The sequence below is a fragment of the Pseudomonas edaphica genome, assembly GCF_965277385.1.
Classification (GTDB): domain Bacteria; phylum Pseudomonadota; class Gammaproteobacteria; order Pseudomonadales; family Pseudomonadaceae; genus Aquipseudomonas; species Aquipseudomonas edaphica.
Map to the genome: position 1 here is coordinate 307,236 of NZ_OZ255725.1, position 14,929 is coordinate 322,164.

Annotated in this window: 14 protein-coding genes; 10 read left to right on the forward strand and 4 right to left on the reverse strand. The window is 60.2% G+C overall.

Features of this window, described 5'->3' with window-relative positions; all coding sequences use genetic code 11:
* Positions 1-100: 100 nt before the first annotated feature.
* The 3 genes from ACQY47_RS01420 to ACQY47_RS01430 form a co-directional block, all read right to left on the reverse strand.
* The gene (locus ACQY47_RS01420; protein ID WP_428554938.1) at positions 101-1,747 is read right to left on the reverse strand and encodes a SulP family inorganic anion transporter; all 1,647 of its coding nucleotides are present in this window, start codon (positions 1,745-1,747) and stop codon (positions 101-103) included.
* Entirely contained in the window at positions 1,737-2,354 is a 618-nt protein-coding gene (locus ACQY47_RS01425; RefSeq protein WP_017136633.1) for a ParB-like protein, read from the reverse strand. The genes ACQY47_RS01420 and ACQY47_RS01425 overlap by 11 nt, the downstream gene beginning before the upstream one ends.
* A gap of 125 nt (positions 2,355-2,479) precedes the next feature.
* The gene (locus ACQY47_RS01430; protein ID WP_017136634.1) at positions 2,480-3,757 is read right to left on the reverse strand and encodes a serine/threonine transporter; all 1,278 of its coding nucleotides are present in this window, start codon (positions 3,755-3,757) and stop codon (positions 2,480-2,482) included.
* A 415-nt stretch (positions 3,758-4,172) separates the two neighbouring features.
* On the opposite strand from ACQY47_RS01430, the gene ACQY47_RS01435 reads away from it, so the two are divergent.
* The 7 genes from ACQY47_RS01435 (at position 4,173) to ACQY47_RS01465 (ending at position 10,975) form a co-directional block, all read left to right on the forward strand.
* Positions 4,173-4,673, forward strand: a complete 501-nt coding sequence (locus ACQY47_RS01435) for a DUF4822 domain-containing protein (RefSeq protein WP_428554943.1) — start codon at positions 4,173-4,175, stop codon at positions 4,671-4,673.
* A gap of 57 nt (positions 4,674-4,730) precedes the next feature.
* Complete coding sequence (locus ACQY47_RS01440; RefSeq protein ID WP_138453228.1) at positions 4,731-5,177, forward strand: hypothetical protein; 447 nt, start codon at positions 4,731-4,733, stop codon at positions 5,175-5,177.
* Positions 5,178-5,432: 255 nt separating this feature from the next.
* Positions 5,433-5,957 carry a cysteine hydrolase family protein gene (locus tag ACQY47_RS01445; protein WP_428554947.1) on the forward strand — a complete coding sequence of 175 codons (525 nt, stop codon included), beginning with the start codon at positions 5,433-5,435 and terminating at the stop codon, positions 5,955-5,957.
* 96 nt (positions 5,958-6,053) lie between these two features.
* Positions 6,054-7,004, forward strand: coding sequence for a 2-hydroxyacid dehydrogenase (locus tag ACQY47_RS01450; protein ID WP_170039601.1), 951 nt, complete (start codon positions 6,054-6,056; stop codon positions 7,002-7,004).
* 90 nt (positions 7,005-7,094) lie between these two features.
* Positions 7,095-8,987 carry a pilus assembly protein TadG-related protein gene (locus ACQY47_RS01455; protein ID WP_428554951.1) on the forward strand — a complete coding sequence of 631 codons (1,893 nt, stop codon included), beginning with the start codon at positions 7,095-7,097 and terminating at the stop codon, positions 8,985-8,987.
* 130 nt (positions 8,988-9,117) lie between these two features.
* The gene (locus tag ACQY47_RS01460; RefSeq protein WP_017136640.1) at positions 9,118-10,185 is read left to right on the forward strand and encodes a phosphotransferase family protein; all 1,068 of its coding nucleotides are present in this window, start codon (positions 9,118-9,120) and stop codon (positions 10,183-10,185) included.
* Positions 10,186-10,207: 22 nt separating this feature from the next.
* A complete protein-coding gene (locus ACQY47_RS01465) occupies positions 10,208-10,975 on the forward strand; it encodes an SDR family oxidoreductase (RefSeq protein WP_428554954.1) in 768 nt (255 codons plus the stop codon).
* Positions 10,976-11,113: 138 nt separating this feature from the next.
* On the opposite strand, the gene ACQY47_RS01470 is transcribed toward ACQY47_RS01465, so the two are convergent.
* A complete protein-coding gene (locus tag ACQY47_RS01470) occupies positions 11,114-11,743 on the reverse strand; it encodes a DNA-3-methyladenine glycosylase I (RefSeq protein WP_138454041.1) in 630 nt (209 codons plus the stop codon).
* Positions 11,744-11,960: 217 nt separating this feature from the next.
* Here ACQY47_RS01470 and ACQY47_RS01475 point away from each other — a divergent pair, with 217 nt between their 5' ends.
* From ACQY47_RS01475 to ACQY47_RS01485, 3 genes are all read left to right on the forward strand, one after another.
* The gene (locus ACQY47_RS01475) at positions 11,961-13,286 is read left to right on the forward strand and encodes a C4-dicarboxylate transporter DctA (RefSeq protein ID WP_169986452.1); all 1,326 of its coding nucleotides are present in this window, start codon (positions 11,961-11,963) and stop codon (positions 13,284-13,286) included.
* A gap of 175 nt (positions 13,287-13,461) precedes the next feature.
* Positions 13,462-14,163 carry a FadR/GntR family transcriptional regulator gene (locus ACQY47_RS01480; RefSeq protein WP_017136644.1) on the forward strand — a complete coding sequence of 234 codons (702 nt, stop codon included), beginning with the start codon at positions 13,462-13,464 and terminating at the stop codon, positions 14,161-14,163.
* Positions 14,164-14,180: 17 nt separating this feature from the next.
* A complete protein-coding gene (locus tag ACQY47_RS01485) occupies positions 14,181-14,879 on the forward strand; it encodes a GntR family transcriptional regulator (RefSeq protein WP_428554958.1) in 699 nt (232 codons plus the stop codon).
* The last annotated feature ends 50 nt before the right edge of the window (positions 14,880-14,929 follow it).

Below are 14,929 nucleotides of genomic sequence, written 5' to 3' on the forward strand. Positions count from 1 at the left end.
GTTTTGTGTACATATCCGTTGCTGCGGTAACGGATATGTACACCACCAACAACCCGCCATCGCAGGCAAGCCAGCTCCCACATTTTTTGATCATTGGCACTCACGGCCTGGCGTGCAACGCCAACTGCACCGCACCATCAACACTCAAGGCACTCAGCAAAACCTGTGGCGCAACGGCTTCGGGCAAGGCTTGCAGCACTTCCATCGCCGCATGCCGCACCCGCGCCAGTACCAGCCGCTTGCCCTCCCCGTGCACCTGCGCAAAAAACGCCGCCAGCGCCTCGATACTGGTGCCGTCAAGGTCGGGCGATTCTTCCAGGCTCAACACCACCGCCTCGACCGGCGACTGACGCATCAAGCGCAACGCCGCGCCCAGGATGCGTTCGGCATTGGCGAAAAACAGCGCCTCACTGGGCCGCACAATCAGCAAGCCAGGCACCTGCACCGCATCCGCATGGTGTTGTCGGTCAACAAAGTCATGACTGTCGCCCAGGCGCCCCAGCACTTGAATATCCGCCGAAGACATCTGGCGCAGCATCAACACTACGCTGATCGCCACCGCCACCAGCAAGCCATCCAGCACGCCCAGCACAAGCACTGCCGCCACCGCGCAGATCACCAGCAACCGGTCGCGGCGCCACAGGAAGTAACGGCCCAGGGGTTGCAGGCTCAAGCCACGGCCCAGCGCGTAGATGACGATGGCTGCCAGCACCGGCTCCGGCGTTAACGCCACATACGGCAGTACCGTCAACACGATCACCAGCACCACCAGCGCTGCAACGATGCCCGCCAGGCGCGAACCGGCGCCGGCAGCCTCATTCGCCGACGTGGCCGAATAGCCCGCACCGGCGGGCATACCGTGGAACAACCCGGACACCAGGTTCGCCGCGCCCAGCGCCAACAGATCGCGATTGGATGACACCCGGTCGCCATGTTTAAGTGCGAACGAACTGATAGAGCCGTAGGACTCCGCATACAGGATCATGACCAAGGCAAAGGCCAACTCGCCCAGGCGCAACCAATCCGCGAACGGCAGCACGGGAAAGTGCCCCAGCTCCAGGCGCAGATCAATCATGCCGATCAAGGCCACGCCATGGGCCTGCAAGCCCAGGTACTGCCCGGCAACAATCCCCAGGACCACCACCAGCAAGCCGCCCGGCAAGCGCGGGATTCGCGCGCACAGCCATAACACCGCCAATGCTGCCGCTGCCACCAGCGCCGCCGGCCAGTTCCAGTGCGCTAATTGCTCCAGTAACTGCGGCAGAAAGCGGATCAGGTTGTTATCGGTCAGGTGTACGCCCACCACACTGGCCAGTTGCTTGAGGATGATGATCAGCGCCAGGCCGAAGGCAAAACCGCGCAACACCGGCTTGGCGATAAACGACGTCACACCGCCCAGCTTGAACAAACCGGCCAACACAAACAGCACGCCGGTGATCAGCACCAGCCCGAAGGCCAGGGACAGTCTCAGCGCCGGATCATCCCCGGCCAGGCTGGCGGTAGCTGCCGCCAATACCGCCGCAGAAGAGGAAGTGGCCGAGACAATTGCAAAACGGCTGGTGCCCAACAGGCCGTAGCACACCAGCCCGGCAAACAAGGCGATCACACCGGCCTGCGGCGGCAACGCAGCGATGCTGGAATACGCCACAGCCTCCGGCAGCAGTAACCCGGCGATGGACAACCCGGCCAGGATGTCCTGGGTACGATTGGGGGGTACGGCAACGGGCGTAACGGTTTCAGTTTTCAATCGGCCCAACCCATCCTGGCAAATAACGGGCTTCCTGGCTGCGCGCCAGAGTCATGGCCTTGCCCAACAATTTGGCATTTGGCTGGCTGACAACATCGCTGCCGATACGGCTGCGAAAGAAGTCCGCCCACAAAAACTCGCTGAACGGTGTTGCGTCCTTGGCGTAACCGCCGGCGGTACGCAGCAGGCCGGCAAGGCTGCGGTAAGGGTCGTCCTGCAGGTCGGTAATCTTGCGGGGAATGGCCTCATAGGTACGCCGCAAACCGCGCGCGTCGTAGGGGTGGACCCATTGATTGAATGCCATGACATTCCAGAAGGTGCTGCGCTCCACGAAAGACAGGTCCTTGAGCATCAGCAGCGACACACTCTTGACCTCTTCCAGAATCAAAGCCATACCGAAGTGGTGATGGTCGGTGATGTAGTAGCGCTCGTCCGGCCCCAGCACACAAGGGAACCAGTGCTTGTCGAGGGCGGCGGCGCGCTCCTTGCGCTTGAGTTTGGTCCAGGCGTCGCGCTTGGCAGCGACTTCAGCCATACCGACCGTCAATTGTGTAGGGTGCAGTTTTTCCAGCTTGCCTGTGACCAATTGCGGGCGGGGCCGAGCCATGAGTATCTCCAAAGGGAACCAACACGTCGACAGCTTAGCCCTCATTGGCATGGGGATTTTTTCGGACACAAAAAAAAGCCGATTCACGCAGTGCGCGAATCGGCTTTGTTACCCGGCGTCTGTCATCAGGACAACAGCGAGTAAACCAACGCAGTAATCGCGACCAGGCCCACCGCAGTGACAAAGACATTGGATGCTTGCCCACGGTACTTGGCCATGGCCGGCACCTTGCGGATCGCGTACATCGGCATCAGGAACAGGATCGACGCGATGATCGGGCCGCCCAGGGTTTCGATCATGCCGAGAATGCTCGGGTTGAGCGTGGCGACCAGCCAGCACACTACCAGCATGAACGCGGCGGTCATGCGGTCCAGGGACTTGGCAGCCGGACGACGCCCGGTTTTCAATACCAACCCCTTAAGGCCTTCACTGGCACCGATGTAGTGGCCCAGGAACGACTTGGCAATCGCCACGAATGCAATCAACGGTGCGGCGAAGGCGATGGTCGGGTTGTCGAAGTGGTTGGCCAGGTACGACAGGATCGACAGGTTCTGCGCTTTTGCTTCGGCCAGCTGTGCCGGCGACAGGGTCAGCACGCAGCTGAACACGAAGAACAGCACCATCACCACCATCAACAGGTGCGCGCGGCACAGGATCTGCGAGCTGCGCTCATCGGCATTGGCGCCGTACTGGCGCTTCTGATCAACCGCGAAGGCCGAGATGATCGGCGAATGGTTGAACGAGAACACCATCACCGGAATCGCCAGCCACAAGGTATTGAGCAGCGCAGACGGCGCCGGGACTTCGTTGGCAGTGCTGAGAATGCCACCGGTCCAGTGCGGGACCAGGTACACCGCCAGGAACAGCAAGGCAACGATAAACGGATACACCATCAGGCTCATGGCCTTGACGATCACTTGCTCGCCGCAACGCACCACGGCCAGCAAGCCGAGGATCAGCACAAAGGCCAGGATCGCCCGTGGCGGCGGCATGATGTGCAGTTGGTGTTCCATGAAACTGCTGACGGTGTTGGTCAGGGCCACACTGTAGATCAGCAGGATCGGGAAGATGGCGAAGAAGTACAGCAAGGTGATCAGTGCACCGGCCTTGAGGCCGAAATGCTCTTCAACCACGTCGGTGATGTCAGAGCCGGCACGGCCGGACAGCACGAAGCGCGTCAGGCCACGGTGAGCGAAGAACGTCATCGGGAACGCCAGCAATGCCAGGATCACCAGGGGCCAGAAGCCGCCCAGGCCGGCGTTGATCGGCAAAAACAAAGTACCGGCGCCAATAGCGGTGCCGAACAGGCCGAGCATCCAGGTGGTGTCCTGGCGGCTCCAGCTTGTGAGGGTTGCAGGTGTCGTTGCATAGCGTTCGTCGACGCTATTGGCCTGATCATTCATCCGGTCGGATCTCCGCATTTACACGGCCGGGGCGAGTCAGAAAAACCTGACAGGCAGCGCCTCGACCATAGAAGGGGCCGGATTGTCCGGGATTCTCTCGAATAAGCAAAGACTTAGCTGAGGAATGGTTGAGCGGCGCAGCCGTTCAAGGAGGGTGGCGGACGGCAGCTTTCGTGGGCCGCGAAAGGTTATGGCGTTGCCAAAAATCCGTTAAACGAAGCAACTTACAAGAAGTATCCGACATTTAAAGCAGACACAGCCTACATCTAAATAATATTTTCACTGAAATAGACCATTAACTATTACAAGACCATACATAACCATTGAGCCGCCGCCAGAGCACACACTAAGATCGCCGCGTCCCTCGCACAAACATCATGCCGCGCTCTTAGCCAGCAGCCTCAGGAATTCAAGAATGAAAACACTCAGTATTGTATTAACTGGTCTGTGTCTTATCGGCCTATTTAAATCCAGCGAAAGTTACGCAACGCCAACCGTGCCTGAACGGGATATCCAGGCGCTGGCCTCTTCCCCACAATGGTTGACCACCAAAGTCTATATCGAGGGTGCCCCGGATAAGGATGTCAAGGCCAACTACCCCGGCGTGGTGGGCATTTCAATGTGGGACCCACAGCGCAACCGTTATGAGTTCTTCTATGCTGACACCGGGCTTTCAAAATACGCCGATGGCGGTGGCGGCTACTTCCTCGTCACAGGCGACCAAAATACCCATATTCTGGTGCCCGATGTGGGACCGGTCAAAACAGTGGTCAGGCGACTGGAAAAACTGGATAAGAACGAGTTCACCTACTCGCGCGAAGTACCTCGCGACATGATTGCCAACAACCCTCCTGTTCGAATCTATGTCGTCCATGCGCCTTATATCGGCCCGATAAAAACTGCGCTGTCGAACTAGTCAGCCCTCACGCCTGACGATACGCCGCTTGAATTAATAGACTGCAAGGTGCCCAAGATGAAGCCATGTAACGCCCTCACATCATTGTTAATACCTGTGCTGTTGACTGTTGCTCTGTTGCCCGCAGCAGCCACTGCCAACACCGCCGCTCCCTCCAGCGTAAGCACTGTGGCGGCCACAGCTGATAACGCCGTCATGTTAACGGTGTTTCTCAAACATGATCAGTCGCGGCCCTTGAGCGAGTTGAAGACACAATTGGCGAAGCAAGCCTTTCACAAGGTATTTCCTCCTGCCGGGGTTGAAGTGGTCAGTTGGAATGTCACCATGGGCATCGGACAGATCGTCGTGCTACGCCTGCCGGCTTCGCGCCTGGTAGAGGTCAATCTGGCGATAGAGCGCACTGCCTGGGGCGCCTACACAACGGAATTCTATCCTACCTACGATTTCAGGCCGATCGCGCAAGCAGAGCAAATCCAGGCGCAGCAGGCGGATTCTGCCCAATAATGGCAGTGTGGCGGCGGCCCTTTGAGGAAGCTATGGCAGCGCCGTTGACAGCCACGCGCCCGCCCCTGCATGATCGAGCCATGAATCTCATTCAGCGCCGCCTCACCCGCACCACCACCACGACCGCTTATGGCGGGTCGGGCGGTGGCTGTGGGTGCGAAAGCTAAAAACACCCCGAAACACCCCAAGGCCCCGCCAGCAATGGACGGGGCCTTTTTATTGCCCCGCCCGCTGGCCACTGCAAGGAGCAAGACCATGGCTAACGCCCTGTTGATCATCGATATGCAAACCGGTTTATACGACGGGCCGCAACAGCCCTTCGAGCGTGAGCGCGTGCTGGGCACCATCAACCAGCTTATCCAGCGCGCACGCAGGGCCAACGTGGCTATCTTCGTCGCTCGCCACACCGGCCCGGCAGGTTCGCCGATCGAAGCTGGCAGCCCGTTATGGCAACTGTGGCATGGCCTCGACGTCGACGACGCTCACGATCACCTGTTCAACAAAACCCGCCCCAGCTGCTTCCTGGGCACTGACCTGGCGCAACAACTGGCGTCGGCACAGGTCGATGAATTGGTGGTGGTCGGCATGAAAACCCAGTTTTGCATCGACACCACGTGCCGAGTGGGGGTGGAGCTTGGGTTTACGGTGGTACTGCCCGAGGACGCCCACACCTGCATGGACACCCCGACCTTGCCGGCCAAGGCGATCATCGAGCATCACAATGCGACCTTGGCGGGGGCGTTTGTGAAGCGGGTGAAAGCTCAGGATGTTGAGTTCTAGAACTGCCTGTGCGGGATTTTTTCTGACCGAACAAATCGTTCCGTCTTACAAATCCCGCATACTCCTCCTATCAAACCCTTCAGGAAGAGCCTTCCGATGTCCACCACTGTTCTGGTCCTGGTTGAAACCATCAACGAATACCTGCAAATCATCGAGAGTAACGACTTCCATGTGATTCTGGCGCCGACACCGGCCGAGCGTGCCCAGGCGATCAAGGCCCACGGCGCGCAGATCAAGGCGGTACTCACCCGTGGCCCGCTGGGGCTGTATGCCGAGGAAATCGCGGCACTGCCGTTGCTCGAGATTATCTGCGTGATCGGCGCCGGCTATGAGCACGTAGACCTGCAAGCGGCGAGCAATCGCGGGATCGTGGTAACCAACGGCGCCGGCGTAAACGCGCCGTCGGTGGCTGACCATGCCATGGCGTTGCTGTTGGCGCTGGTGCGTGGCATTCCACAGACTGACGCGGCGGTGCGGCGCAGCGAATGGCCGAAAGTGATGCGCCCTTCCCTGGGCGGCAAGCAACTGGGCATTCTCGGTCTTGGCGCAGTGGGCATGGAGATTGCCAAACGTGCCGCCCTCGGCTTTGGCATGGAAGTGAGTTACCACAACCGCCAGCCCCGCGACGATGTGGACTACACCTATTGCGCAACCGCCGTGGAGCTGGCGCGTACCTCGGACTTCCTGATCCTGGCCACGCCGGGCGGGGCCAGCACCCGCCACCTGATTGATCGCCACGCCCTGGACGCGTTGGGGCCGAACGGTTACCTGGTGAACATCGGACGCGGCAGCGTGGTGGTGACTGCGGACTTGGTGGCTGCGCTGGAGCAACGGCGTATCGGCGGTGCCGCGCTGGATGTGTTCGACGATGAACCGAAAGTGCCCGACGCCCTCAAGCGGCTGAGCAATACCGTGCTCACCTCCCATGTCGCCGGCCTGTCGCCGGAAGCGGCCCACGACACCGTGCAACGCGTGGCCGATAACCTGGTGGAATACTTCGCCGGCCGCCCAGTGCTGACACCGGTTACCCTGCCGCCGCGCAACTAGTAGCGATTAGCCAGCGCCGACGCAAAACCTGACTACACTGCTTGCGGGGATGCTCAGGACGTCGGTGCAGGACCGGCGAAGGAACGCACAATGATTGGCCATGGACTCGGCCCGGCCCGCCAACGCGGCGCCATCGGCCTGATAGGCGCGGTAACCCTTGGTATTGCGCTGCTGTTTCTGCTGCTGGTGGTCGACAGCGGTCGCCTGTACCTGGAGAAACGCAAATTGCAGCGTGTGGCCGATACGGCTGCGCTGGAAGCGGTGAGCCGCAGCGGCACATGCGCGGCGCCCGCTAACAATGCCGCACAATTTGCGACCGAAAGCGCCGCACGCAACAACTTTAGCCTTGACGACAATCGCACGCTGGCGACCGCCTGCGGCACCCTGGCCACCGGCGCAGATTTTATGCGCACGTTCAGCGCCGACCCGAGCAAAACCGATGCCATCCGGGTGATTGCTACCCATCGCGTGCACACCAGCCTTGCCCATGGCTTGCTCACGCTGTTCTCGGGCCAGCCCGTCAACCTGACAACGCTGCTCAGCGCCACCGCCGTCGCCGCCGCACCAACCCCAACGGTTGCCCAGCTCACGGTTCGCAGCACCTTGTTAACGGTGGACAGTACCAAGTCTGTCGCCCTCAACGCCTTGATCGGCGGCCTGCTGGGCGGCAAGTTGCAGTTGGACGCAGTCGGCTGGAATGGGCTGCTCAATACCGATATCAGCTTGCTCAAGTACCTGGATGCGCTGGCCATCCAATTGAAAGTCAGCGCCGGTAACTACGACCAACTGCTCAAGACCGACGCCACTGTAGGCCAACTGATCCAGGCGGCCATTGATGTGCTCAAGCTGGGCGGTGACGCGGTCAAAGTGGTGATCAACAACCTGGAAGCCATCAAGCTGATTGCGCCGGGCACGCAGATCCTGCACCTGGGCGACCTGATCAATATCCAGAACGGCACCGACAAAAGTGCGCTGGATGTGAACCTGCAACTGTTCAACCTGATCCAGGGCTTTGTGCAGCTGTCGAACAAGGCCAGCGCAGTTGCCGTGGAGCTGCCGGTGGATGTGCTGGGCCTGCTCGGCGTGACCGTGTCGACCAAAGTGATCGAGCCCGGGCAGGTTTCCAGCATCGGCAACCCCAAGGATATCGCCAAGCAGCCCATTTATGTGCGCACCGCCCAGGTGCGCACTTTGATTTCGGTAAAACTGCCGATCGTGACGCTGGTGAATAACCTGCTGGGTGGCACGGTGCAAGCGCTCAGTGACCTGCTGGGCGGCCTGTTTGGCTTACTCGATCCCAATTGTTGCCTGGTAGCCAGCCTGGAAATCGGCGACACCCTCGACATCGCCCTGGAAGCCGCTGGCGGCAGCGCTATGGTCACTGGCTACAGTTGCGACAGCGGCAAAAAGTCGTTGTCGGTACTCGGCGAAACCTCGGCATTGCGCGCGATGATTGGCCAGGTTGACCCCAAGAATCTGTACTCGTCCACAGAAAAACTCAAGGTAGACGAGTACCCGGTGGTGGATATCGGCACCAAAACCTGCAAGCGCGGCACCGCCGTGTGTAGCGACAGGCAGGCCTTTGCGGCGGGCGGCCTGGGCATCCGAATCGACAGCGACGTGTTGAAAACCCAGCGTGCGCACACCTACACCGAGCCGCCCGCTATCAACCAGCAACCGCTCTATTACGCATTCGCCAGCTCGAACGCGGTCAGCAGTCTCAAGCAAACACTCACCGGCATCCAACTGATCAACCACCCGCCCAAAATGGCCAGCCTGTTGGGCGCCGTGTTGGGCCTGGTCACGGGCGTGGTCAACGGCTTGCTCACCACCCTGGGCGGCTTGATTGCCGGGCTGCTCGGCCCGCTGCTCGACCCCATCGTCAACAACCTGCTCGCCGGCCTGGGCATCGACCTGGCAAAAGTCGAAATCGGTGCCAATTTGTCGTGCAACCCCGGTGGCCGGGCCATGCTGGTGATTTGAGCACATCAGGCCCGCTGATCATCGTCCAACACGCTAACCTATTAAGCCGCCCCGACCTTGTCGCTGGGCGGCGGTGCGCATTAGATTAGCCAATAGTCCAAGGCCTTTAGAATAAGCAGAAGGGATAAGCATGGCGCTTAACGACCAATCGACCCAGATTCGCCCCGGCGAAGAACTTGATGCCAGCCTCATCGATCCCTACCTCAAGGCGCATATTCCGGGCCTTGCCGGCACGGTCAAGATCAGCCAGTTCCCCGGTGGCGCATCCAACCTGACTTACCTGCTGGAATACCCTGGCCAGGAATTCGTGCTGCGCCGCCCGCCATTTGGCCACAAAGCCAAGTCCGCCCACGACATGGGCCGCGAATACCGCATTCTCAACCAGCTCAAGGACGGCTTCCCGTATTGCCCCAAAGCCTATGTGCACTGCCTTGACGAGTCGGTGATCGGCGCCGAGTTCTATGTGATGGAGCGCGTCAACGGCATCATCCTGCGCTCTGACCTGCCGGCCGAACTGGGCCTGGACGCGGCCAAGACCGAGGCGCTGTGCAAGAGTTTTATCGATAAATTCGTCGAGCTGCACCAGGTCGACTACGCTGCCTGCGGCCTGGCCGACCTGGGCAAGCCCGAAGGTTATGTAGCACGCCAGATCCGCGGTTGGAGCGACCGCTACGAAAAAGCCCTGACGCCCGACGCGCCCAGCTGGGAAAAGGTCCGCGCGTGGCTTAACGACAAGATGCCGGCCGACCACCCAACTTCCAGCATCGTGCACAACGACTATCGCTTCGACAACGTGATCCTCGACCCGCACAACCCGATGCAGATCATCGGCGTGCTGGACTGGGAACTCACCACGTTGGGCGACCCGCTGATGGACTTGGGCAACACCCTCGCCTACTGGATCGAAGCCGCTGACCCTGCGCCCGTGCAACTGATGCGCCGTCAGCCCAGTAACGCGCCGGGCATGCTGACTCGTCGCCAATTCGTCGACTATTACGCCGAGCGCTCCGGCATCCAGATCGATAATTTCGACTTCTACTACACCTACGGCCTGTTCCGCCTGGCCGGCATTGTGCAGCAGATCTACTACCGCTTTTTTCACGGCCAGACCCAGGACAAACGCTTTGCGCAGTTCATCCATATGAACAAGCTGCTGGAGCAAATGAGCCTGAATGTCATCGCTAAATCAGCCCTCTGACTACAAGAGCAAGGAACCCAGCATGTCCAAGACCCACCTGTTCGACCTCGACGGCAAGATCGCTTTCGTTTCCGGCGCCAGCCGTGGCATCGGTGAAGCCATCGCCAAGCTCCTGGCCCAGCAAGGCGCCCATGTGATCGTCTCCAGCCGCAAGCTCGAAGGCTGCCAGCACGTGGCCGACGCGATCATCGCCGCGGGCGGCAAAGCCACCGCCGTGGCCTGTCATATCGGCGAAATGGAGCAGATTACCCAAGTGTTCGCCGGTATCCGCGAACAGTTTGGGCGCCTGGATATCCTGGTTAACAACGCTGCAACCAACCCGCAATTCTGCAACGTACTGGACACCGACCTGGGCGCCTTCCAGAAGACCGTTGACGTGAACATCCGCGGTTACTTCTTCATGTCGGTGGAAGCCGGCAAGCTGATGCGCGACAACGGCGGCGGCAGCATCATCAACGTGGCCTCGATCAACGGCATCTCCCCGGGCGTGTTCCAGGGCATCTACTCGGTGACCAAGGCCGCCGTGATCAACATGACCAAAGTGTTTGCCAAGGAATGCGCGGCGTTCGGCATCCGTTGCAACGCCTTGCTGCCGGGCCTGACCGACACCAAGTTCGCCTCGGCGCTGGTCAAGAACGACTCGATCCTGAAGGTGGCCCTGGCGCAGATCCCGCTCAAGCGCGTAGCCGACCCGAGCGAGATGGCCGGTGCGGTGCTGTTCCTGGCCAGTGATGCGTCCAGCTACACCACCGGTGTGTCGCTGAATGTGGACGGTGGCTTCCTGACCTGACCTTCCAGGCACCGCAAAATCCCTGGAGTAGCAAGCTTACTGTGGCGAGCAAGCTTGCTTGCGCTGGGGTGCGAAGCGCCCCCAAAAATCGGGAGACTGCTGCACAGTCCAACGGGAGCAAGCTCCCTCGCCACACACTCAAGGGCGCTTGAACTGTTGGCGTAGCGCCTCTATGCGCGGGCGGCAAACGCAGCCCTCCAAGTGATCATTGACCATCCCCATCGCCTGCATCAGCGCGTACATCGTGGTGGGGCCAACAAAGGTCCAGCCGCGCTTCTTCAAGGCTTTGGACAAACGCACCGACGCCGGTGACGTCGGGTTGCCGGTCCAGTACGCCATGTCCACCACCGCCGGGCGTTCCTCGGGCGTGGGTTCAAACGCCCACAACCAGCGCGCCAGCGAACCGGTTTCGTCCACCAACTCACAGGCCCTGCGTGCGTTATTGATGGTCGAGACGATCTTCGCGCGGTTGCGCACGATGCCTGGGTCGTTCATCAGCCGCTCGATATCGGCCTCGGTGTAGTCGGCGACACGGCGAAAATCAAACCCTTCGAACGCCGCCCTAAACTGCTCGCGCTTGCGCAAAATGGTGATCCACGCCATGCCCGCCTGGAAACCTTCCAGGCAGATCTTCTCGTACAGTTGGATATCGTCTGCGACCGGCACGCCCCACTCGGCGTCGTGGTAACGCGGGTACTCCGGCGCGGCCGTGCGCCAGGTGCAGTGAGTCTGGCCTGCTGAATCCGTGGTCAACCCTGGTTTGTCCATCGACTACCTCGCCAATCAAGGCGCGGATCATAAGCGAAAAAATTTACTGCCCGCCAACCGCTCAAGCATCACCCTTACCGACCAACTGGTCAGACCGGGACATGACAACCGTCGAATATTTACTTGTGATATGAAAAAAACCCAGCGTAGACTGGCCGCGCACTGGACATACCGGTAAGACCACAACAATTAAGCCCTGGAACCACCAGGGCACCGAATAGAGATCCCTCCCATGCTCAGATGGTGCTCGCGTTCGATTTTCCTGCAAGTCGTGATTGGCCTGATGTTAGGCGTTATCTGCGGCCTGGCCCTTCCCGAATTCTCCTCACAACTCAAACCCCTGGGTGACGGCTTTATCAAGCTGATCAAAATGCTGATTGGCCTGATCGTATTCTGCGTGGTGGTCAGCGGGATCTCCGGCGCCGGCGACCTGAAGAAGGTCGGACGCATTGGCTTGAAGTCAGTGATCTACTTCGAAGTGCTGACCACCGTCGCCCTGGTGATCGGCCTGATCATGGCCTTCAGCACGGGTATTGGCCAAGGCGCCAATATTCACTTGGAGCAACTGTCGTCCGCCGGCCTCAATGAGTTGGCTGACAAGGGCCAGCACATTCGTGGCACCAGCCAGTTCCTGATGGACCTGATCCCCAACTCGGTGATCGGCGCCTTTGCCGACAACAATGTGCTGCAAGTGCTGCTGTTTTCGGTGCTGTTCGGCAGCGCGCTGAACCTGGTGGGCGAAGCCGCTTCCGGCATTTCGCGGCTGATCAACGAGCTGAGCCATGTGATCTTTCGCATCATGGGCATGATTGTGCGTCTGGCGCCGATCGGTGTATTCGGCGCCATCGCCTTTACCACCAGCACCTACGGCCTGGATTCGCTGCAACACCTGGGCAGCCTGGTGGGTTTGTTCTACCTGACCTGCTTTGCTTTTGTCGGGCTGGTGCTGGGCCTGGTGATGCGTTTGTCCGGCCTGCGCATGCTGCCGCTGCTCAAGTACCTGCGCGAAGAGCTGCTGATCGTGATGGGCACCGCCTCCTCCGACGCCGTATTACCGCAGATCATGCGTAAACTCGAGCACTTGGGCATTGGCAGCTCCACCGTCGGCCTGGTGATTCCGACCGGTTATTCGTTCAACCTCGACGGTTTCTCGATCTACCTGACCCTGGCCATCGTATTTATCGCCAATGCCACCGGGACACCGCTGTCGATGACTGATTTGCTGACCATCCTGCTGGTGTCGTTGATCACCTCCAAAGGTGCCCACGGCATTCCGGGCTCGGCGCTGGTGATTTTGGCGGCCACGCTGACCGCGATCCCGGCGATTCCGGTGGTGGGGCTGGTGCTGGTGTTGGCGGTGGACTGGTTCATGGGCATCGGACGCGCGCTGACTAACCTGATCGGCAACTGTGTCGCTACCGTGGCCATTGCCCGTTGGGAAAAAGACATTGATATCCAGCGCGCCAACAAGGTGCTCGATGGCGAGCAAGGGTATGCCTTCCAGGCCAAGAAGCCGGTGCTGCCGGCGCATCAGGAATTCTAGCAACGCGATCCAACTGTGGGAGCTGGCTTGTCGGGTCGCCGCATCGCTGCGATAGCGGTGGGTCAGCCATAGAGATGCTGGCTGGCAGTCAGTCATCGCAGCGATGCGGCGACCCGACAAGCCAGCTCCCACATGGAATCGCGACCCTATTGGCAACATCCAAGGAGACGTAGACGTGATCAGCACTTCAACCGTCGTCAACTCAGTCGTAGAAAAACTGCGCGCCGCACTCAAGCGGGGCCAGTGGCGCCAGGGCGACATGCTCCCCGGCCAGCGTGAACTGGCCGAGCAGATGGGCATCAGCCGCCCGAGCCTGCGCGAAGCCGTGATCGTGCTGGAAACCCTGGGCCTGGTGCGCTCGATGCCCGGCAAAGGCGTGGTCGTGCTGGAAACCAGCGTCAGCGAGCCACAGTCCAGCGACGCCGTGGCCGACGCCAGCCTCGAAGATATCCTGCAACTGCGCTACACCCTCGAACCCTTCATTGTCGGCCTGGTGGCCCAGTCCATCAGCAGCAAGGAAGTCGGCCAATTGCGCCTGACCTTGATGGACATGCGCGAAGCCCTGGATGCCGGCGACGCCGAAGCGGGCATGAACGCCTACATCGGCTTTCACGAAGAGCTGTTCGCGCTGACGTCCAACCCGATCTTCCAGAACGTGGTGCAACAAACCAGCAACGCCCTCAAGCAAAGCGCCCAGGTACTGCGCAATTCACCCGAGCACTTGGCCGAACGCCTGCAGGAAAACGACGCCGTGGTGCGCGCCATCCGCAACAAGAACAGCGCCCTGGCCAGCGCCGAAATGCGCCGACATATCCTCCAGGAAGGCCTGCGCATGGGCATTCGTTTGAATATCCCGGACGACCATCTGGGCAGCTGATTTTTTGGAGACCGACCATGAGCGCCCCCGCCCTGCAACGCAATGCCGTCCTCCCTGCCCTGCGCCTGGTTGGCGGTAAAAAACTTTCGGTGGATGACATCTACCCACGCCTGTTCGATGCCATCCTCGAACAACGCATCGCCCCGGCCAGCCGTTTTACCGAAGAGAGCCTGGGCGAAACCTTTGGTGTGAGCCGCAGCGTGATTCGCCGTGTGCTGGCCAAGCTGTCCCATCAGCAAGTGATCATCCTGCGCCCCAACCAGCGTGCCCAAGTGGCGGCGCCGGATGCGCAGCAGACGCGGCAGATCCTGGAAGCACGGCGGATGACCGAGATCACCGTGGTGCAGTTGGCCTGCGCCCAAGCGACCACCCCGCAGATACGCCAGCTGCGCGAGTTGATTGCACGGGAGCGCGACTGCATCGAACGCGACCAGCGCGGGCCAGCGATTCGATTATCGGGGGAGTTTCATCTGCAATTGGCGCAGATGGCAGGCAACGCACCGCTGGCGCAATTCCTCAACAGCCTGGTGCCGTTGACGTCATTGATCATTGCGCAATATGAAGCGAAAGCCTGCACTTACTGCGCGTGGCAGGAGCATCTTGCGATTGTTGATGCGGTCGAGCAACGTGACGTGCGTAGCGCGACAAGTCTGATGAGCCGGCATCTGGATCACCTGGAAGACAAACTACTCCCGCTTGGGAAACGCCCGACATAACGAGCGCTCGCTAAGCAGCAGAATGCATTCATTCCTTACATCAAGGCCCA

Bases quoted from the DNA above. Each gene is read 5' to 3' on its own strand.
- ACQY47_RS01425 (WP_017136633.1), bottom strand. From the start codon at position 2,354: ATGGCTCGGCCCCGCCCGCAATTGGTCACAGGCAAGCTGGAAAAACTG.
- ACQY47_RS01430 (WP_017136634.1), bottom strand. From the start codon at position 3,757: ATGAATGATCAGGCCAATAGCGTCGACGAACGCTATGCAACGACACCT.
- ACQY47_RS01435 (WP_428554943.1), top strand. From the start codon at position 4,173: ATGAAAACACTCAGTATTGTATTAACTGGTCTGTGTCTTATCGGCCTA.
- ACQY47_RS01440 (WP_138453228.1), top strand. From the start codon at position 4,731: ATGAAGCCATGTAACGCCCTCACATCATTGTTAATACCTGTGCTGTTG.
- ACQY47_RS01445 (WP_428554947.1), top strand. From the start codon at position 5,433: ATGGCTAACGCCCTGTTGATCATCGATATGCAAACCGGTTTATACGAC.
- ACQY47_RS01450 (WP_170039601.1), top strand. From the start codon at position 6,054: ATGTCCACCACTGTTCTGGTCCTGGTTGAAACCATCAACGAATACCTG.
- ACQY47_RS01455 (WP_428554951.1), top strand. From the start codon at position 7,095: ATGATTGGCCATGGACTCGGCCCGGCCCGCCAACGCGGCGCCATCGGC.
- ACQY47_RS01460 (WP_017136640.1), top strand. From the start codon at position 9,118: ATGGCGCTTAACGACCAATCGACCCAGATTCGCCCCGGCGAAGAACTT.
- ACQY47_RS01465 (WP_428554954.1), top strand. From the start codon at position 10,208: ATGTCCAAGACCCACCTGTTCGACCTCGACGGCAAGATCGCTTTCGTT.
- ACQY47_RS01470 (WP_138454041.1), bottom strand. From the start codon at position 11,743: ATGGACAAACCAGGGTTGACCACGGATTCAGCAGGCCAGACTCACTGC.
- ACQY47_RS01485 (WP_428554958.1), top strand. From the start codon at position 14,181: ATGAGCGCCCCCGCCCTGCAACGCAATGCCGTCCTCCCTGCCCTGCGC.